Consider the following 21,531-nt stretch of genomic DNA (forward strand, 5'->3'; position numbering starts at 1 on the left):
GACGATAAAATCTATAACACTAAACTTATATTTGAATTTTTGGAACTGCCCTATAGGATTGAAGTCAGTCATTGAGTTTCCCGAAAGTAAATTATACTTTTTTGTTTTAATTTACAAATTTTTGTCTATATTTTCAATCCTACCCAAAATTCTGTATATTTATATTAGTTTTATAACAAAAATTAATAAAGGATTTATGAAGATAGGTATTATTGGCTTGCCTTCATCGGGCAAAAGTACCCTTTTCCAGACGATTAGCAAGGCATATATTAAGGAATCGGATATAAAGAAAAACGCCGGAAATCAGACCATAGTAAAAGTTCCGGACGAACGACTCACAAGTTTAATTGATTTTTTCAAACCGAAAAAAGAAAATTATGCAGTAATAGAATTTGCTGAAATTTCAGACCTCCAGAACGGAGAAAGCGGTTCAGTAAAATTTACGACATCTTTTTTAGATAAAGTAAAGACAACAGATACACTGCTTCAGGTTGTGCGTTTGTTCGACGACCCAGCCGTTCCGCATCCCGAAGGAAGTTTGGACGTGTTGAGAGATATTAGCATGATGGAGAGTGAGTTTATACTAACCGATATGGCTCTAATTGAATCGCGCATCGATAGGATGAAAAAGAATTTTCAAAAATCGGGAGCTGCATTTAACCCGAAAGAATTATCGCTGTTGGAAAGATGTTTGACGGCGCTCGAAAATTCTACTCCGCTACGAAATCTTGAGTACGATAAAGAAGAAACAAAAATTCTGCGCGGTTATCAATTGCTTTCACAAAAGCCGGTTTTGGTGGTTCTGAATTTATCCGAAACTGATGTTAATACTCATCAAGAAATTTTAACAAAGGTGAGAAGTATTTATAGCAGCAAACAAATCAATGTAGATATATTTTTTGGAAAAATTGAAATGGAGATCGCCGAGCTTCCTTCCGAAGAAGCTAAATCGTTTATGCTCGAATATGGAATATCAGAATCTACGCTCAGTCGTTTAATCCGAAATTCATACGAATTGTTAGGACTGCAATCATTTTTTACGGTCGGCGATGACGAATGCCGTGCATGGACAATAAAGAAAGGAATGACTGCTCAGGAAGCTGCATCGGTTATCCACAGTGATTTTTTCGACAAGTTTATACGTGCGGAGGTCGTCCACTACAACCATTTTATAGAACACGGGTCATTCGCGAAGTGTAAGGAAAGAGGTGTGTGGCGATTAGAAGGAAAAGAATACATTGTAAAAGATGGGGATATAATTTCGGTTAGGCATAGTTAAGCAATGGTTTATGCGAGATAATAATAATTTTATTATATTATCTCAAAACAGTATTGAAAATATAAAAGGTACTAATGATGTTAAAAGAATTTTCAGTTGGTATTGGAAAGATTGTTCAAGGTGACTGCGTTGATGTACTGAAAACTTTGCCAGAAAACGAAATTGTTTTGGCTTTTACTTCTCCTCCATACTTGAATGCGATAAATTATGAAGAGCATATCGAGAAACTTAATGGTAAAAAAAAAAGATGGGATAGAAAAGAAATTTCGTATGAAGATTACAAACAATTTCTCAAAGAAAGATTTAAGGAATTATTGCGAGTCATCCGTCCTGGCGGGCATAATGTAGTAAATATTTCACCAATCTCTTGGAATGGTGAACGAACCGCACTACCTTTTCATTTTGTAATTTGGATGGAAGAAATCGGATGGAAATTTAAAGAAGACATAATTTGGGAGAAACCGATTGCAAGGGATAGACGATCGGGAGTTTTATTACAGCATCCGTACCCTGGATACTATTATCCAAGCTTAGTTGCTGAATATGTTTTTGTTTTTCAAAAACCCGCGGAGAAAGAAGGAAAGGCAAATATTTATTGGAATCGAACATTCGAGGAAAAAGAAAACAATGTAATAGATTTATCGGACTATCAGGGTGAGAAGAGCAAGAATGTTTGGAAGATTCGTCCGGTTGCACCTCAAGAAAATATTCATCCTTGCCCATTTCCAATCGAACTTGCTGATAGAATAATTCAACTGTATTCTTATAAAAACGACATTGTTATAGATATCTTCACCGGTAGTGGTCAGACAAACATTGCGGCAGAAAAATTAGGCAGAAGACACATCGGTATTGAAACTCAAAGTGAGTACATAAAATATGCTATAGGGAAAATAAATGCCGAAATATCGAACCAAACTTTTACATTTGAAGAGAAGAGGTAAAAAGAAGTTGAAAATCTATGCGAGGATAGAAAACCTTAAATACAATACTTCTCTTTGTAAACATCTTAAAACAGTTTCAGTCGACGATTTTCTTAAAGGTTCGGCTTTTTCAAATGCAGCATTTATTTTAGCCTATCAAAAAAATATTTACGCAATCAGTCATTGGGTTTCACCCAAACGTACACGAAGCTATCCATACGCACGCGTTTACGACACGATGAACATGAGTCGTCGTGTTACAATAATTCCATTTCTCAAAGATGAAGGTCGGTATGGTGATAGAGATTTTATTCAATGGGATACAGTTTCTTTGATGAGCCTTTTAGGGGTATATGTTATTCTGGGTTACTATACAAAAGCGGAAAAAAGTGATTCTTACGAACATAAGATCACGGAACAAGAATTTGATTATAATTATTTGCAAAATCGTCTTGATGAACTTAGCCAATACAAACTCGATGCACTTCATTGGAATCTTAACGAGCTTAATAATAACCTTCTAAGTGTCGCTGAATTAAGTAAGTTCCATTACAAAAAGATTTCCAAGCGAACAAGAGTCGAGATGCATGGTGAAGGCGGAATAGATAATCGAATCGAAGTTATACGTGAATGTGTAAATAAATTTCAAAGTAATTCTAGAGAACTTGCTTCTTCCGCTCAGAATAGAGAATATCATACTACTCAACCCAAAGAGAATGTTATTGAAGATAAAGCTACGCTTACTATCAAGAATTACCTCGGCGGGTATTACTATTTTACAGTTGACGAAGCTCCACTTCTGGATAAGAATATCTTTCTGATCGAAAAGAAACATAGTGAAAAATCTCTTATTCCAAGTATTGCTGATATTAAAGACGGACTGATAAAAATGATGCTTTACACCAATTTTTCTGAGGTGATGGTTTCTGATAAGGCTATTACTTCGCATCCAATTCTTGGTTTGACTTCAAGAAATATCCGAGGATATTGTCATACTCTATCCACGGTGAATGAACAAAATATATTTTTTTCTGCAAACGGTTTTTCAGAAAAAGCAATTAAAGATTTTTATAATTTGCTTGACGAAAGTAGAAAGAACAATTTTTTTATCTTTTTAATGGATAGCCGAAGTCCCAAATTGCAAAATGAAATTATAGATGAATATTTTAAACGAAGAAAATAAGAACTTCAAAGATTTCATATATTATGAAAACGAACTGGCATTTTACACTTCCTAGAGTACTTCTTTTATATTTGTGCGGATTTGTGCTTGGAGGGCATATTACTATATTAATAACTGGTACTGGTTCAATCCTTGGATCAGTGTTTGGAATAATAGCGATGGTTTGTGTTAGTTTGTCAGTGTTTTTCAGCAGTTATAAAAAAAGTGAACGAATTCCATCTTGAAAAATGTTGTTTTCCATCATTATCCCAACATATAACCGCTTATACCAGATAAAGTTAGCTCTACGAAACATTTTTAATCAAGTGTTTGACGATTACGAAGTCATAGTTATAGACGATGGCAGTACCGACGGTACCGAAGAATATCTTAAAACGTTAACAATGCCGAAGTTGAAATGGATTAGGCAGGACAATAAAGGTCCTGCCGCAGCACGCAATGCCGGTGTTAAAATTGCACAAGGGAAATACATTGCATTTACAGACGATGATTGTATCGTCCCGCCAAATTGGCTGACGAGTTTCAAAAATGTTTTTGAGACTGGTGATGTTGATATAATAGGCGGGGCAGTCAAGAACTCTAACAAGAAAAATATTTACTCAGAGGTGAGTCAGCACATTACAAGTTTTTTCGTAGAATACCTGAATCAGGAAGGTAAGTCATCGCCGTTTCTAACATCTAACAACATTGCTTACCGAGCTGATGTTTTAAAGAACGTCGGCGGATTTGATGAACGATTCAAAAAAGCCGGCGGTGAAGAGAGAGCGTTGAATTGGAAGATATTGAGCGCCGGCGGGAAATCGGTGTATGCAGCCGATATTATAGTTGACCATAACCATGAGATGGATTTAGCTGGATTCATTCGACAGCAGATAAATTACGGTCGAGGGTCTTTCATACTATACAAAGTTGCCGGCAAAGAATTTAACTCAAAAATTCCCAAAAATCCATTTGCCGCACATCTTCGGTTGAGTCGATCATTTTTTAACGGGAATATATTTTTAAGTATATTAAAATTAATCTTGTATATCGGAGCTCAAAAATTAGTAGCATTCGGCTTTGGTTTGCAAGTATTGAAAAAAAACAATAAATTAATAATATGAGTAACGCTGCATTTAGCCTACGGAAATCTTACAATATCATAAGAGAATTGGCATTAGCCGATTTTCGGATGAAGTATCACGACTCAGTCTTGGGGTATTTTTGGTCCTTGCTGAATCCGCTGTCGCAATTTGTAGTTCTTCATTTTGTTTTTTCATACTTATTTGTTGTTCAAGTTCCTAACTTCACGTTTTATTTGCTGTCTGGAATTGTATTCTGGAATTTTTTCCACGATGCAACCCTCAGCGGAATGAACGCCGTGTACGCAAAAGCTTCGATCTCAAAAAAAATATATTTCCCGCGAAATATTATAATATTTTCTTCAACTGCAACTGCTCTTATATCATTCATCATCAACACTTTAATCCTGTGGTTGGTGGTTATAGTATTCGATCACTTTTCACTAAATCAAATTCTAATAGTAATCCCTTTTCTCTCAATATTATTATTGGCGATGGGAACCGCTTTTTTACTCTCCGTATTTTATGTTTACTTCAGGGACACTATTCAAATATGGCTTGTATGTTTAAATGTTGGATTTTGGCTTACTCCCATCGTTTACAATGCACTCACAGCGCCATTACCTTTGAAGATGGTTGCACTCTTTAATCCTGTTGGAAGAATTTTGATAATGCTTCGCTCATTCTTGGTTTATGATGATTTTCCATCCGTAGAATTCATGGTAACGACAATGGCATTCAGTATAATATTTTTTATTGTTGGCTTGTGGTTGTTTAATAAACATTCCCATAAGATTGTGGAGTACCTATAGATGGTTACAGTCGAAAACGTTACTAAAGTTTTTCAAATACCTCACGAAAGGACTAAAACTCTTTTCCACAAGCTAACGAGCATTTTCCGCTCGACTTATAATTACGAAAAATTTTATGCTTTACGAGATGTATCTTTTCAGATAGGAAAAAGTGAGTTTATAGGAATCATCGGTCGTAACGGATCGGGCAAGACCACTTTGCTGAGAATCATAGCAGGTATCTATCAGCCGACATCCGGACGGGTTCAAGTTAATGATGAAGTTACTCCTTTTCTCGAAATCGGTTTGGGCTTTCAGGGAGATTTTACTGTCCGTGAAAATATTTACATTAACGGTGCGCTTTTAGGCTTCTCACGAAAAGAAATCGACAAGCTTTTTAACAATATTATAGAATTTGCAGAACTTGAAAATTTTAGAGATATTAAATTGAATAAACTATCTGCTGGAATGCAAGTCCGTCTCGCTTTCACGGTCGCAATCCAATCTCATGCTCCTATTCTAATTGTAGATGAAGTAATGGCAGTAGGAGACACCGTATTTCAGAAAAAATGCAGAGAACTTTTCTGGAAATATAAAAAACAAAGACGAACTGTCATTTTTGTAAGCCATGATCTTGCTTCAGTCAAAGAGTATTGCGATAGGGTTATTGTGTTACACAAAGGATCGGTAGTGAATGATGGGAATACCGAAGACATGATAAGATATTATAAAGAGCAAATTTTATTACAATGATTATCAGACGCAACACATCGTTCATGGTATTTATATTTTTCATACAAATTTGGTCTTCTAATCTATCGGCTCAGATACCACAGTCTACGTCATCAAACACAGAGACTTGGTACAGAATTTCACCGTTAAGTGAAATGTCACTCCGTTCATTCTATTTACCTGAGAACCATCCTTTTGTTAATTATCATTTATTTAATTCAGACGGCGAATTTATTAAAAAAGGGATGAATTCTTTTTTACAAATTAGGGGTGATGCGAGTGTAATCGACCATTTCTTTTTTCGATACCGGTTACAGTTACAAAATCTTGAATGGATTAATTTTCAGCGTTTGAATTTTTCGTACCGCGATAAATCTATCTCCATTGTTGCAGGTTTAGATTCGATATGGCTGGGGCATGGACAACACGGCTCACTCCTTCTTTCCAATAATTCTGCACCTATGAGGTTAGTAAAATTTCAGACAGAAAAGCCGTTCAGAATTCCATACATCGGTAAATTCAGTTATTTAATATTTAACGGCTGGGCTGAGAACTTCAAGGTTCTGGGTCAGAGATTGGGTTATTTTCCGGTGTCATGGCTCGAATTCGGAATAAACCAAACCGTAGTTTACACGAGGAATTATAAACTTTGGGAATACTTCAAAGTTCTAAGCGCCTCGCAAGAAAACCTTCCGGGCCATTACAATAACGACCAAAGAGCCAGTCTTGATGTTGCTTTACATCTACCTTTTCTTAAAAAAATTTCACCGATTACAAATGGGAAAATTTATTTTGAATATGGTGGAGAGGATATAGAAGCCTGGTGGCAAAAGGAAGATAGAAACTGGGTAGGTCCGCTGGGGTTTGAATTTTACGATCCTGGATTAACAGCGGGATTATGGTTAGATGTAGCGAATACCGAATTACGAGTTGAATACTCTCAAAATTATAAAATATTTCATTTGTTTCATGAAGTGCATACAGGAAAAAGTTATTCTCTTTATACAAAAAAGTGGTACAGAACAATTCCATTTGTTAATTATGTTTCTATAATGGGGCATCATATGGGGCCTGAAGCGGATGATTTGTATTTTGAATTAACGCATAGAATTAATTTTGGCGGCGTTAAATTGTTCTATCATAAAGAACGTCGTGGTTTAGTTTCGGGCTATGGCACGGTTTACAGTGTGAGCAATTATCCTGAAAAGTTTATTCAAATCGGCAGCGAGTTTAGTTACCGGTGGAATAATTTAAACACATCCTTACTTATTATGCAAAATTATTTCAGAAATATCGACCGCCATCCCGATGTGCTCGAGGTTATTTCTCAGCGAGGGAGCTATGCTCAATCGTTGATATTTGGTTTAACGCTTTCGTATGTTATCGACTAAAATGGATTTCGGAATTAAAATAATATCGTTGTTAAGCTTAATTTTTATCAGTTGTAACCCGCCAGTTCCTGATAGCACACTCCGTTTTGATTTCTTACAAAATTTCGATAAGGTAGTGAAACAACCCAGTCCGGAAAAAGTTTTTAAATATCAGAAATGGCAGAAAGCAACAGAAGGCAGAGATGCAATGGTGATAGGTGTATTTGGTGAAGCGGGCTTTACACTACTCCCCGAACAAACCGGTGAGCACCTTTATTTTGGTTTGCGTTTAAGAATTCCTGATTCTGCGCGTGCTGAGTGTATTATAGTTGTCCAAACATCTTCTCAAAAAGATACGGTTTTCAGACGTTTCATGGATGCTGCTCAAAATATCAACGACCGAAATTGGTCGGATGAATATGTAAATATGTCGAAGTATAAAAACCAACATCTCACCGTGAAGTTTTCTGTTCTTTATGCAGATACTGATGCTTGGATGGAATGGAGTAGCCCAATATTAGTTGCGGACGAATGATGAATACTAAAGTTTCTATAATCATACCGTGTTACAATTATGGACGATACTTGACTGAAGCAGTCGAGAGTGTCGTTCAGCAAACATTTCAGGATTTCGAGATAATAATAGTAAACGATGGAAGTACCGATGAAACCCAAAATGTTGCCGAATCGCTTATCAAGAAATACCAGAGCCACCGGATTTTCCTTATTAACCAGACAAATTCTGGTAAGCCGGCAATTTCGCGGAACAAAGGTATTGCCGCTTCAAAAGGTCAGTACATTTTATGTTTGGATGCTGATGATAAAATAGCCTCGACAATGATCGAAGAGTGTTTAAAAGTTCTTGAAAACGATCCAACATTCTCCATTGCTTATACTGATCGATTGGATTTTGATGGGGTCGGAGAGATCGTTCAGGCAGGCGATTACAATTTCGATAAACTGAAATATGAAAACCACATTTCGTATTGTGCAATGTATCGGCGTGAAGTGTGGGAACAGGTCGGTGGATATCGTCCGAATGTTATCGGGTGTGATGATTGGGATTTTTGGGTTGCTACGGGAGCGAAAGGATATAACGGTTACCACATTTCCAAACCTCTTTTTAAATACCGTCGCCATGATACAGGCCGATTCCAAAATTCAAAGAGATATATGGAATTTATTAAGGCACAAATTATTTTGAATAACTCCGAAGTATATTCACAAAAAGAAATCGAGGATGCAAAAAATCTTTTATTACAAGCGAATCAGAATCGAAACGCCATTCAAGAACGCGGCGCTAAACCCGATCCAAAAGTATCTGTAATAGTTCCCACATACAATAGACCAGAAACCCTATCCGTAGCGTTGAAGAGTGTTCTCAATCAGACTTATCAGGATTATGAAATAATTGTTATCAATGATGGCGGTAGTGATGTTAGAAGTCTCATAGACGATTTAAATAAAGAGAAGAACATCAGTTATTTGAATCATGCGACTAATCGGGGATTACCCGCAGCGAGAAATTCGGGGATAAAAGTTGCCCGGGGAAAATATATTGCTTATTTAGATGACGACGATATTTTCTATCCCGAACATTTAAAAACATTAGTCGATTTCTTAGAGACTACTGATAATAAAATTGCATACACGGATTCTAATCGCGCAATATATAAAACCGTTAGAGGGCGGACTGTTTTTCTGCTTAAAGAAGTATTTCCTTCACCTGATTTTGATAATAACCGAATTCTTGTTGAAAACTTTATCCCTGTCATCTGTGTTATGCACGAAAAAAGCTGCTTAGACGATGCGGGAAATTTTGATGAAACGCTTACATCGCACGAAGATTGGGAGCTTTGGATTAAGATGTCGAAAAAATATTCTTTCGGACACATACCTAATATTACTTGTGAATTTAGCTGGATAGAGGACGATGTTCGCGAAAGCCACAGACGGTCTGAATTTCTATCGACTCTACTGACCATCTACGACAGGTATAATGATGAAGCAATAAAAAATCCCGGAATTCTCCGAGCAAGAGAGGATAAGCTAACGCAATCACTACGGTGGGCTTACGACCATATTAAAGGACTCGAAATTGAGAAGCGCGGTGTTCAAGAAGAAATTGAACAGGCAAGGTTTACAGCGCAAACATTAAACGCTAAATTAGCGGCCATTCAGGATAATTTATCGTGGAGACTTTTAAACCGCTATGTTTTTAGTTTCTGGGATAAATGGATTATTCCGTTTGGAAGCAAGAGACGAGCAGTATTAGAACGCTTCTTTAGGAAAAAGGTGAAGTCTGCTAGCACTGTAATTCATTCCGCACCTACATACGTAACTAATGATCCATTTCAGAGTCAAAGCGATAAGAAAAAAAATAGAATTATTAAGAAGTCTCGGAAAACATCAGAGAAAAATAAATTCATACTCTATACACACACTCAAGGCAACTATTTTTTTACTGAAATTCGGGATCTAATCGCTGCAGGAATTCGCGAACTCGACTATCAAACTGATATAAAAAATGAGAACGAGTGGTTGTGTGAAGACGATGCCTGGCACATCGTTGTTGCTCCACACGAATTTTTTTATTTAGGTGATCGTGCAAATTCGGAAAACGAAATACTTCCGGGAAAATTGATACTCGTGAACACGGAACAGCCATCCACAAACTGGTTTTCGCTCGCAGAAGATTATTTTCCGACGGCTCGATTTATTTGGGACATTAATTACGATTCGGCAAGCCGGATTTCAAAGCAAGATTTGCAATGCAAATTTTTACCGCTTGGTTTTGTAGATGGTTGTTACCTTTTTCAGGAAGTTAAACACTTACCTGAAAATTACACCACTTGTTTTTTAAAGAAAGAGGTTAAAAATAATTCTTTCTTTAACCAATCGTTTATTAAACGACCGATTGATATATCGTTTGTAGGGGCATTAACACCCAGACGGGATGAATTTTTTGCCAAAGCTGCGTCGGTTATCTCTAACTATCATTCGTATATTCATTTTTCAGACGGGTTGGCTGCACCGGTTGTTCCTGGCTTGACGACTCATATGAATACAGAGATAGTATTAGGATTGATGCAGAGGTCTAAAATTATGCTTAACATTCACCATGGCGCAGACAAATATTTCGAATGGCATCGGATCGTGTTACTCGGAATAGCACAAAAAACTCTTGTAATATCGGAGCCAAGTTTATCGTCGCCAATCTTTCTGCCAGGTATTCATTATGTTGAATCCAAACTAAAAGACATACCAGAGAAAATAAAATATTATCTTTCCACTCCGTCAGGAATTAAAGAAGCTGAAGAAATTATAGAAAGAGGATATAAAAAGTTTACGGAAGAATGCCGGCTAACTACTTTTCTTCAGCCATTAGTTCATCGTTTGTATATTACTAAACCACAATAACATATGGACGCAGGCAAAGAAAAGAATTTATACGAAATATTTTCTCAAAAAGTTAACGGAGGCGAAACTCCACTCGTTACGGTTATTATAACTTTGTATAATTATCAAAGTTTTATTTCTACTTGTTTGGACTCGCTAAAAAATCAGACTATAGATAAATTGAACCTTGTCATAGTTGACGATTGCTCGAAGGATCAATCTTTGAAAAAAGCAAATAAATGGTTGGATGAAAATGGGATTAGGTTCAACGATTATGTTCTTGCTCGGCATACAATAAATCGCGGGCTTGCCGTCTCACGCAATACAGCAATATCGCTTGCTCGAACAAAGTATGTTTTTATACTCGACGCTGACAACTTGCTTTATCCACGATGTTTAGAAAGTCTTGTCGATGCATTAGAAAACTGTGATGCGAGCTTTGCTTATTCTTACTTAGAAGAATTCGGAGATGGCAATCGACTGAAAAACACGAAACCATGGAATTCATCGACTTTAGGTATTGTAAGCACAATAGATGCGATGGTCCTTCTGCGAAAAAATGTATTGGATAAAGTGAATGGGTATTCTATAATGCCGGTTATGGGGTGGGAAGATTATGAACTGTGGTTTAAGATAGCAAGAATAAAAGGATGGGGAGTGCAGGTTCCCGAGATTCTTGCTCGTTATCGTGTCCATAGAACTTCGATGTTAAATACAATAACTAATCCAAATGTTGAAAAGCTTTGGAATTATCTTAAAGAAAATTACCCGGAATATTTTTGAAAAAAAATATTCTCAATAACTTATTTTATCAACATATTAGGATGAAAATATGATGCCCAGCGAGGAAGAAATTCAGAAACTACTACCGTTTACAGCACATCGAATCCAGATCAAAAATGGAATATGGACAATTCCAGAAGGTGGAGATGATCCGTATTCTGCTCTTTCAACTCGTGTAGTTATTGAGAGAGCGGGCAGGAGCTTGGCTGGGAAGAGAATATTAGATTTAGGTTGCCTTGAAGGAGGATATTCGGCTGCTTTTTCTCAAATGGGTGCCAAAGAGGTTGTAGGTATTGAAGTGCGCAAAGCGAATATCAATCGGTGCTTATTAGTTAAGCAATGCTTAGGACTTGAGAATTTGCATTTTCATCAAGAGGATGTTCGAAATGTTAGTAGCGATCGGTTTGGAAAATTTAATATTGTTTTCGCTGCCGGTATTCTCTATCATTTAGACGATCCATATACTTTTCTTAAAAATATTTCTGAAATGACACTTGATTTTGCTCTTATCGATACGCACATTGCTAACAAAACCAGCTTTGGACACGGATGTTCGTCCGTGCTCGTTGAAAAAACATTTGAATCTCAAAAATTCATTGGTAGAGAAGCAAGAGAGTATCCAAAAGGAATGAAAAATGCCGAGCTTGAAAAACATGTATGGACATCCTGGGGCAACCCTACTTCCTTTTGGCTTACGGAGGAGTCTTTAGTTAAGATGCTAGGAGAAGTTGGTTTTGGTTATATCTCTAAGGTTTATGTTCCACAAGGATATAGATGTGGAGACAACTGTAAAGAAGAATGTAGAGTGATCATCGTGGCAAAAAAAGATTTTGGAATTAAATCTTGAATTATCAAATAATATTAGGTGTAGTGATTAATTGAGCATTAATTTATCTTACATAATTATTACATATAATTCGGCAGACTTTATCGGTAATTGTTTAAATTCGATAGCCCGGCAACAATCAAATGAGATTACAAGCGAAGTCATACTTATTGATAATGCTTCTAAGGATTTAACTGTTGAAATTGTCAGAAAAAAGTTTCCTCAAGTAATTCTCAGGGAGAATCGTGAAAATGTAGGTTTTGCTGTCGCTGTAAATCAAGCATTCTCACTGTCGAAAGGTGAACATGTTTTATTGCTTAACCCGGATACGATTTTAAATGATAATTTTATTAATCAGCTATTTTCGTTTGTAAACCGTACACCCGATGCTTCGATAATCGGCGTAAAAATAGTTGACGAAAACAATAGGCACCACCCATCGACATGGAAAAAAGTTTCTTTCTTAACGCTGTTAGCTGAAATGTTACTGCCTTACAGTACGTCGATCAATCTTGTTACTGAAAATCCGAACACTCAAGCTCAGGTGGAAAATGTATCCGGTGCTTGTATGTATATACGTCGGGATGTGTTCGAAGCAATGAATGGGTTTGATGAACGGTTCTTTCTGTATTATGAGGAAATTGATTTCTGTCGGCGTGCAAACAAATCAGGTTATAAGGTCTATTATAACCCCTACATAGAAGTTGTTCATTTTGCAGCAAAAAGTTCTTCAAACGATAGAGAATCTTTCTTTTTTAATCTTTATCACAACAAAATACTTTTTATCAGGAAGCATTATAGTTATCCATTCTATGTCGTTGTTTTCATTTTGGTTTTAATTGGATTGCTTTTACGAGCTGCTGTATCATTCATCGCAGGATGTTTAAGTTTTCGGAAACATTTGTTTAGTTTGTCTAAATCCCTTATCTTAGTTTTAGTTAAAATCATAAAATCTAATTACCATTAATGAGTGTCGAAAATAATTTACAGGTTTCTGTAATAATTCCCGTTAAGAACAGCAGTAAAACACTCAACGCATGTTTGAGGTCAATAAAGCGCTCTTACTTCAAAAACATTGAGGTAATTGTTGTGGATGACTATTCGACCGATAGCAGTAATGAAATTGCCAGAAAATATAATTGTCATGTAATAGAATCGATGAATGGTAGCGGAGCAAATTATGCCAGGAATTTAGGTGCAAAGCATGCATCGGGTAGTATTTTTATCTTCTTGGATTCTGACGTTGTAGTTGGTAGAAATACTATACAGAATATCGTGGAGTCGCTTGAAGGTGAAGGTGTTGATGCGGTAGTCGGAGTTTACTCAGCACAGCATCGTAATGAAAATATAGTAAGTCAATACAAAAATCTTTGGATTCGGTTTTCATATCTAAAAAGTTCGCCTGCAATAGATTGGCTATTTGGGGCAGTTTCAGGTATTAAACGTGAAGCTTTTGAAAAAATTGGGGGCTTCAATATTGAATTACTCGCACACAAAGGACACGATGACATTGAATTAGGGAAGCGGTTTAAGCAGGCAAATTTGAATATTGCATTAAATGTAGATGTTGAAGTTGAGCATCTGAAACATTACACGCTATGGTCGTTCGTTAAAAACGAGTTTCACCGCAGTTCAGGTTTTGCAGAGCTTGCAACAAAACTCGGTGAAACCACTCATTCATTGAAACACGGATTTGTGAATGTTTATCCTGTCTTTATTATTTCAACAATTTTCACGGCTGTGCTGATCGGAATTTTGTTATTAAGCATTCTTGGAAAAATTTCGTATTGGTTTTTGGCGTGTGGGTTCGGATTATACTTAATAGCTAATATTCGCTTCCTCAATTATCTTGAACAAGCACGCGGGCTTTTTGCAATGATGGTTATGATTCCGATTCTATTTTTAGACCATGTTGTTTGCTTTGCCGGGAGTGTTATAGGTGTAATAAAAAGCTTCTTGAAGATTCATACTGAGCGATGAAGGCAAACTATTTTTGAGCTTTCGATTCTCGAATTAATTCTGACAATTTATCCCTGATATTTTTTATCTTCTCATCGTGTGGAGCCATCTTAAGATAATTATTGTACATCAACAATGACTTTTCATATTCGCCAATTAAATAAAATGCTGTGCCGGTTTCACGATACAAAACTGAATCTACCAATCCAAATAATATTGCTTTGTAGTAATTTTCGGCAGCAAGCTTAATTTCATTATTTTTCATATACAAGCTTCCAAGATTCGCATAAGCTTTAGCTCGGGTAGAATCCATCGCAAGAGCTTTTTGGTACAATAATATTGCAGTTGAAGCATCGCCTCGTTTTGAGTATTCTATACCTAAGTTGATATAAACCGCGGGGTTTGGACTGTTAACATCGGCGGCACGTTTCAGCGCCCAAAAGTTTCTATCATTTTGATTCAACTTAGTATAGATTGCCGAAAGATTCCCGAGTATCCTTGGATTCGAAGAATCTATTTCCGTATATTGTTCAAAATAATTTCGAGCTTCGACATAATTTTTTTGTGCCCAGTAGTAACTACCTAAATTTTCGTAAAAGTTTAATCGAGGAACATGACCTAAAAGGTAAGGATCGTTTAATAATTTGACCCTATTCAAAGAACGATTTTCATCGGCATTCACACCTATCCACGCACCCCAATGAAGAAAATTTAATGCGACGATAAGAGAAAATACCCGAGTATTATGAATTGAATAATTTGATTTAGCAAACAAATAAATATTTAAGAATCCTAAAGGCAGAAAGAAACTTGCCATAAAATCCCAATCGCGCGCCATACCGAGTGCAAAAAAAGTAATGAAGGTAAATAAAAGTCCGAATACTGTTGATGTTAGCAAAAATAAAAACACTTTGTTTTTCCAATCAAAGATCTTCCTGTAGAAAATTAGTAACACGAAGGTAAGTACAATTCCAAAGGGAGCAATTAATAAATTTGCATTTCCCCAATCAATCAGATGTGCCCAAGAAAAAATAGAGTAAGCAAAATAATTATCAGATTTAAATAATTGAAGGAAATTCCATTGACTTTCACTTATTGTGCGGAGAATTATTTCTTCCAACTTGTTGTAATAAATTAAACTGAAAATTACTGAAAGCATTAAGCTAAAGAGAATGATGATAAGGGTTTCGATTCTCTGATGCCGCCATCCGTAATACATAACGAGGAGTAAACCAGGCAAGAGTACGATACTTCCGATATGCAATCCTGTCAATACAATAAACAACAGTATGGGAAGCAAAATATTTGATTTTTTCTCTAACGTAAACCAACATGCTGTTAAATATGCGGCGGTTGTAACAAAAAGAATCGCATAAGTTTCAGCATAACCGAAAAAAAGTTGGCTGCCTGCTGAGATAAAAATAAATACGCCGAGCATAAATTTTTCAGAAACCGGTTTTTCAATTAATTTCAAAAGCGCAAAAATTATCAATATAAAAACTAATCCTGAGATACCGCCTACAATTCTGAAAATTAATTCTGAATTTTCCAAAGTTCCGGATTGGAAAACGCTTTTCATAGCTTGCAATAAAAAACCTGCTAATAATTGCCGGTTAAAAGTTGGTGGCAGTTGGTCGCCTAATTGAACGCCAGATATTTCCCTTAATAAAAGTGCACCGTCGCCTAAAAGATGCACTTTGACTGGAAGTAAAAAGGTAGCTGAAACCAGTCCCATTAATGTTAAAATCAGGAAAAATCCTTTAGGAAAAGTTCTCTTAATTTTTTGTGATAGATGATTTATGTAGTGAATAAATTTTTCCTGAACAGTAGGAATAAAAAAGAGTATCGCTACGATGAGAACAAATACTGAAAACACCGGTTTATAAAAAGCAAAGAAATGAAATCCCCAGTTCAAATGAGAGGGTGAAATAGCCCCCCATAAATGGAGTGCTAAAAATACAGCTCCGAATAATAATATGAATTTAGAAGATTTCTCCATTTGGTTGCAAATATACGAAAGATGTATAATTAATCCAATAAAAAAGCCTTGCTGAATTTTCAACAAGGCTTAATTAACTAAGTGCCCCCAACGGGATTCGAACCCGTGTTCCAAGCTTGAAAAGCTCGTGTCCTAGGCCTCTAGACGATAGGGGCGGCGATATTTCGGATTGTAGATTTGTGATTTATGAATCAAATCAGTGATTCGAAATCATAAATCCAAAATTTGATGGGTGTCCAGAGGGACTTGAACCCTCGACCTCCAGGGCCACAACCTGGCGTTCTAACCAGCTGAACTATGGACACCGTGTGTGCCAAAGGCAAAATTTCCCTTGGAAACTGCAAAATTCTAGTTTTTATAACAAACCCGACTCTTCGTCGGGTTTTGAACGGTCAAAATATAGCTAATTTTATTTACAAAATCAAGATAAGCCCTATTTCATCAGCAAAAGTTTTTTTGTTTGAGAAAATCCACTTCCTGTTGTTATCCTATAAAAATACACACCACTCGATAAGCGGGAACCGTCAAACTTAACCTCATCGCGTCCTGCCTTGCGTTCTTCATTTACTAAGGTTGCTACTTCCTGTCCTAATACATTATAAACTCTTAAGGCAACTTTTGATTGGTGCGGAATATCAAATTCAATTGTCGTCGTCGGATTAAATGGGTTCGGATAATTCTGATAGAGTTTGTATTCGCTGGGTATATCAGCGACCGGTGGTTTACCTCCATTCAAGGTTCCGGGTTCGGTTGTCTTTAGAATTGTGCCATCATTCCCGACAGCTATTCCATACGCCGAATCGACAAAAGCTACGGCAAATAAATCGTGCGAGTCGGCGCTGTACTGTGCATACCAGTTTGTGCCGCCGTTGTTCGTGTAATATATTTTCCCGCCATCGCCCACAACGTACATCGCTTGATTAGTTAAAAGAAAAATATCTTTGAGGTTGGTTTCAATCGGAACGCCGATGTTTTCCCAAGTTAATCCCCTGTCGTTAGATGTGATTACAGTACCGCTATCCCCTGCAATAAATAATTGATCGCCGATAATCTTTACAGCTCGCAAATTTGCCGTTACGCCGGAATATTTCTGTTCCCAGCCGTTCACGCTGTCTGTAGAAATAAAAACAGTTCCGTTATCTCCGGCGAGTACGGTTTTCCAGTCGGGGAATACATCAACGCCGTAAAAGTTTTTTGCAGAGTCAACAACCATCTCGTTCCAGGTTTTTCCGCTGTCAACAGTTGAAGCGGCAAAACCTTTATCACCCGCAATCCAACCGGGTTGCGAAAGATTCATGGATATAGCACGTATTGTTTTCTTGTTTGAAAGTGTCCGCTTCTGCCAAATGGTTCCTCCGTCGGCGCTGTTGAACAGCGAGCCATTCTCTCCAACTGCGAAGAAAACATTCTGAGTTGGATTTGCAAATTTGTAAAAAGGTAAATTATTCCCGATCCAGCCCTCTGCCCAGCTCACTCCGCCGTCCGTTGTTTTTAGGAATACTCCCTGGTCGCCTACTGCAAATCCATTTTGACGGTCTGTGAATTTTACATCGTTCAATTTCTGCCAGAAAAAATTCGGTTGTTTGAACCACTTTTGTGTATAAGTATCCGAAATCAAAGCTGAAATATATTTATTATTTCCAACCTTTGTTTCGTTTATCTGATCGATGGTAACTGTATTTGCAAATGAATTTACCTTTGTCGGCAAGCTTTCGTAATAAGTTCCGTTGAAGAAACCCGCCCTGAGCAACCGTTCATCTTGTACGCCCGTCCCTACCTCTCGGTCATTGGCTTGTCTATCGCTGTACATAAACTGGAGCTTTGCGTTAAATTGCGCGTTCGACGGATAGGGAGTTATTCTTAGCCATCTCTTCAAATAACGTTCGCCGCCGGGGTTGCTGATAAGAGGTGGAGTGGAATCCGGATAAGCACGTACGTTTATACTATCCAGCCCGCTAATGCCTGTAAACCACATCGTTGCGATTGTGCGACCATCGTAAGTTACAAAATGATATGGAACATCAGTCTGCGTGATAGGTAGTGTAACAATATTGTACATACCGCTGGGTGGATTAATAAATGTTTTATAGAGATAATTTCTTCGAACAGTTACGTAATACTTTAAAGCTTCTACGTGCTCATAAAAATCCTGCATCGTTCCCCATTTGTAATTATCCTTTGCTACCTCGTTTTCGATGAGATTTTTGAGACTATCAATTTTTGTATGATAACGGGCTTCCGTGAAAAGTGAATCGAGCACATATTTTAACCGCACCCGGAACATCTCTTTCAATCGAGGCGTAGCCATCCATCTATCTTTTAAAACATTTGAAGGTCCGGCTAACGGTGAAAAAGTATAGGCAAAGCCATCGTTTAATAAAGATGAAGGATAAGGTTTCGTCAAATCGCCGCTGCGCCCCCAACTCAAATCGTAATCCCACGGCAGCACAATCCATTGGTGTGCGAGACGCGTTGTATCGCGATACAAATTATAATTCTTGTTGTAACTATCGCCCATCATTGTGATGGTGTTTGCACAGAACCAATTTAGCACGCTCATCGTATCGAACAATTGAATTGCTGTTTCTGCAAATGATCCATCGGGCGTATCGTTAAGAGTTTGAATTAAATCTTTCAAGTGGGCGTAGCTGGTTCCAATGCCCAAATCGTAGTACAATTTTATTAGACTATCTGGTTGAACGGTTAAGTCTGCCATCGTCCATGTATCGTTTGCTTCATACAGTGGACCGGGCGTAAATCCTCTGTTAATTAGAAAATAGCTGTCTATCTTATCAATAAAGGAAAACAATCCTTTAGATTCTCCATTGATAGAAAAATTTGAGTGATAACAAAAAGGTGCAACGGCTCTCATATCGCCGAATAGATCCCATGCGAGTTTTTCTCTTATTAAAGATTTATCGGTGTACATCGCATTGAGGTTCATATCGCGATTTCCGTAATAAAGTTGTGTTGTTGCAAAGCGGACACGATATGCTTTTTTGGGAAAATACCGGGTGGAATGCCCTTTGAAACGAATATTTGATCCGCTCCACAAAGTGTCGTTTGATGTAAAGGGAGCTGGCAACCGGACATCGCTCCAAATACTTCGAGTATAAAGAGAATCGTAATTGGCTTGTGTCATTGTAACGCTGTAGTTGGGAACTTGTGAAAACGATTGATAACCCGTTAACAATGTTAATACTAATAGAATAAATAATTTTTTCATTTGTACACTTTTGAGTTTATTTAATAATTTCAGAAATCTTTTTTTCTAAATTTTCGCCACGCAATTCAAAATCGGCAGCAACAACTTTTCCCGTGATATCCACTAAAATTGGTTTCGGGATACCAACGATGCCAAACTTCTCTGCGATTTCAGCTTTAAAACCGTCATTTAAAAAACTGTGCAGCCACGGCATTTTCCATTTACCATCACGAAATTTTTTAACATCCTTCGGACTGTTATCGAGTGAGATACTTATTATCTCAAAGTTCTTATCTTTAAACTTTTCGTATGTATTATGAAGGTTTTCCATTTCATCGACACAAGGCTTACACCAGGTTGCCCAGAAATCTAACAAATAATTTTTACCTTTCAAATTATCGTTGGTGTAAACTATATTTGGCTCATCTAACGATGCAAATGAAAATTCAGGAACGAGCGAGCCTACTAATTTAATGTTCTTAATTCTTAATGCTTTTACTTCACGGCTGTTGCTGTAATCGCTAATCAATCTGCTGTGGTATCTTTCTGCATCAGCATCAAGTCCATCTGACCTGAGTCTTTCATATTCAGCATAAAGCAACGCTGATTTTAGCTTGTCGTTAGTATTATCATTCAGTAAGTTTAAGACATAAAAATTAAGATTACCTTTTTTGTTGAGGGAACTGAGTGTTGCAGCATTTAATTGCACATCAAAACTCCAGAATATGGAATTCAAAGGAACTTCTTGAATAACACGATTAATGAAAGTCGAATCAGCATTTTTTGGGTCGAAAGAGTATAATTGAAAATAGCTTAAAAGTAAAAACTGCTGGAGCTTTTGATTTGGTTCTGCCGATATTTTGTTTTTTAGTTTATCGATCTGTTCCTGAACCCAGTTGAATTTAAAATCCCTCAGTTTTTTTCCGCTCGCAATGTGAGTATTCAGCGCCAAGCTGTAAGCCTTTTCTTTCTCTTTATACAATTGTGAATAATCCGAAAAGTAAGCCGAAAATTTTTGAACTACAATATCATCGTGTTTAACTATTATATCCGGTTTGTTGTGGGAACGTATTAGCTTATCAGGGTCAAAAATTATTTTAACTTTCCCATCTTTGGGAGTTACAATCGAGCGGTAATCGCCGCCACCGTCATATTCATAATCTTCCGACATTGTTCCGTTTACACTGCGGCTGGAAAAAATTCCTAAAATTTGATAAGAAAATTTTTCTTCAGACGTATTGAATACAGAGGTATAGGTTCCGTCAGGTTCTTTAGTCATTTGCTGAGAGGTTTCAAAATCAAAAGCGTTAAAATCGCCAATAATTTTTACTTCGTTGACCACATCGACATATTCATACGGACTAAGTTTGATTTCAATGTTATAAGTGGCGGGATTTTCCGCTAACAAAGCAACATCAGTCAGATTATGATTAACCCCGCTACACGAAAATTTAACGATACCGTTTATGTCGGTTGTGAACTCAAATGAACCGTCCTTGCCGACTTCGATAGAATTTGTTTTTTTGTTATCATAATAGTGAACGTGGGCTTTAGGCATTGGTGTGCCGTCGAAACCTAAAAGTTTCCCTTTAATAATGGTTTGGTTATAAATCTCTGTGGTGATAAAAAATAAAAATGAACAAATTATAATTTTCATAAACCCTCCATATTTTTATTCAAATATAAATAACAGCTTGTAAGAAACAAAATTAAATTTTCTATGAAGGTCATTTAGTTTAACTAATTGTTTATTATAAAAATAAACAGTCGTATCTCTTATAATATCAACAGGTTACGAGTGGGGGTAAAAAACTGCGAAAACACTTGCAATCTTTAAATTTATAACTTATATTGCCTTTGTCTCCAATAAAGAACGTTCTAAGTTCTAAAGAGATTTTATGAGTAGGCAACTGACGGAGACGATAATATTACATTACTAAAAATAATATGAAGAAGGATATGAAGTTTGGTAGAAAAAATAAATATCTCATTATATACTTAAGTCTGATTTTATTTTGCAC

The 21,531-nt window shown here is 36.8% G+C and carries 16 protein-coding genes and 2 tRNA genes; 13 read left to right on the forward strand and 5 right to left on the reverse strand.

What is annotated here, in order from left to right; translation table 11 throughout:
- Positions 1-196: 196 nt before the first annotated feature.
- The 13 genes from ychF (at position 197) to QME58_10420 (ending at position 14,327) form a co-directional block, all read left to right on the forward strand.
- Positions 197-1,279: a redox-regulated ATPase YchF gene (gene ychF, locus QME58_10360; GenBank protein MDI6804231.1), complete on the forward strand. Its 1,083-nt coding sequence runs from the start codon at positions 197-199 to the stop codon at positions 1,277-1,279.
- A 74-nt stretch (positions 1,280-1,353) separates the two neighbouring features.
- Positions 1,354-2,223 carry a site-specific DNA-methyltransferase gene (locus tag QME58_10365; protein ID MDI6804232.1) on the forward strand — a complete coding sequence of 290 codons (870 nt, stop codon included), beginning with the start codon at positions 1,354-1,356 and terminating at the stop codon, positions 2,221-2,223.
- Positions 2,177-3,385 carry a hypothetical protein gene (locus QME58_10370; GenBank protein MDI6804233.1) on the forward strand — a complete coding sequence of 403 codons (1,209 nt, stop codon included), beginning with the start codon at positions 2,177-2,179 and terminating at the stop codon, positions 3,383-3,385. The genes QME58_10365 and QME58_10370 overlap by 47 nt, the downstream gene beginning before the upstream one ends.
- Positions 3,386-3,612: 227 nt before the next feature.
- Positions 3,613-4,488 (forward strand): glycosyltransferase, encoded by an 876-nt coding sequence (locus QME58_10375; protein ID MDI6804234.1) that lies wholly within the window; start codon positions 3,613-3,615, stop codon positions 4,486-4,488.
- Complete coding sequence (locus tag QME58_10380; protein MDI6804235.1) at positions 4,485-5,258, forward strand: ABC transporter permease; 774 nt, start codon at positions 4,485-4,487, stop codon at positions 5,256-5,258. Before QME58_10375 ends, QME58_10380 begins: the two co-directional genes overlap by 4 nt.
- Positions 5,259-5,990 carry an ABC transporter ATP-binding protein gene (locus QME58_10385; protein MDI6804236.1) on the forward strand — a complete coding sequence of 244 codons (732 nt, stop codon included), beginning with the start codon at positions 5,259-5,261 and terminating at the stop codon, positions 5,988-5,990.
- Positions 5,991-6,124: 134 nt separating this feature from the next.
- Positions 6,125-7,360: a capsule assembly Wzi family protein gene (locus QME58_10390; GenBank protein ID MDI6804237.1), complete on the forward strand. Its 1,236-nt coding sequence runs from the start codon at positions 6,125-6,127 to the stop codon at positions 7,358-7,360.
- Positions 7,347-7,874 (forward strand): hypothetical protein, encoded by a 528-nt coding sequence (locus QME58_10395; protein ID MDI6804238.1) that lies wholly within the window; start codon positions 7,347-7,349, stop codon positions 7,872-7,874. The genes QME58_10390 and QME58_10395 overlap by 14 nt, the downstream gene beginning before the upstream one ends.
- The gene (locus QME58_10400) at positions 7,871-10,759 is read left to right on the forward strand and encodes a glycosyltransferase (GenBank protein MDI6804239.1); all 2,889 of its coding nucleotides are present in this window, start codon (positions 7,871-7,873) and stop codon (positions 10,757-10,759) included. The genes QME58_10395 and QME58_10400 overlap by 4 nt, the downstream gene beginning before the upstream one ends.
- Positions 10,760-10,762: 3 nt before the next feature.
- On the forward strand, positions 10,763-11,521 hold the full coding sequence (locus QME58_10405) for a glycosyltransferase family A protein (protein ID MDI6804240.1): 759 nt from the start codon (positions 10,763-10,765) through the stop codon (positions 11,519-11,521).
- A gap of 49 nt (positions 11,522-11,570) precedes the next feature.
- Positions 11,571-12,368, forward strand: coding sequence for a class I SAM-dependent methyltransferase (locus QME58_10410; protein ID MDI6804241.1), 798 nt, complete (start codon positions 11,571-11,573; stop codon positions 12,366-12,368).
- Between the two features lie 31 nt (positions 12,369-12,399).
- Positions 12,400-13,314, forward strand: coding sequence for a glycosyltransferase family 2 protein (locus QME58_10415; protein MDI6804242.1), 915 nt, complete (start codon positions 12,400-12,402; stop codon positions 13,312-13,314).
- Positions 13,314-14,327 (forward strand): glycosyltransferase family 2 protein, encoded by a 1,014-nt coding sequence (locus tag QME58_10420; protein ID MDI6804243.1) that lies wholly within the window; start codon positions 13,314-13,316, stop codon positions 14,325-14,327. The genes QME58_10415 and QME58_10420 overlap by 1 nt, the downstream gene beginning before the upstream one ends.
- Positions 14,328-14,334: 7 nt before the next feature.
- Here QME58_10420 and QME58_10425 read toward each other — a convergent pair whose 3' ends face one another.
- The 5 genes from QME58_10425 to QME58_10445 form a co-directional block, all read right to left on the reverse strand.
- A complete protein-coding gene (locus QME58_10425; protein MDI6804244.1) occupies positions 14,335-16,305 on the reverse strand; it encodes a tetratricopeptide repeat protein in 1,971 nt (656 codons plus the stop codon).
- 82 nt (positions 16,306-16,387) lie between these two features.
- Positions 16,388-16,460, reverse strand: a tRNA-Glu gene (locus QME58_10430).
- A 76-nt stretch (positions 16,461-16,536) separates the two neighbouring features.
- A tRNA-His gene (locus tag QME58_10435) sits at positions 16,537-16,610 on the reverse strand.
- Positions 16,611-16,738: 128 nt separating this feature from the next.
- Positions 16,739-19,531: a CotH kinase family protein gene (locus tag QME58_10440; GenBank protein ID MDI6804245.1), complete on the reverse strand. Its 2,793-nt coding sequence runs from the start codon at positions 19,529-19,531 to the stop codon at positions 16,739-16,741.
- A gap of 16 nt (positions 19,532-19,547) precedes the next feature.
- Entirely contained in the window at positions 19,548-21,167 is a 1,620-nt protein-coding gene (locus QME58_10445; protein MDI6804246.1) for a TlpA disulfide reductase family protein, read from the reverse strand.
- Positions 21,168-21,531: the final 364 nt, after the last annotated feature.

It is taken from the genome of Bacteroidota bacterium (genome assembly GCA_030017895.1).
GTDB lineage: Bacteria > Bacteroidota > Ignavibacteria > UBA10030 > BY39 > JASEGV01.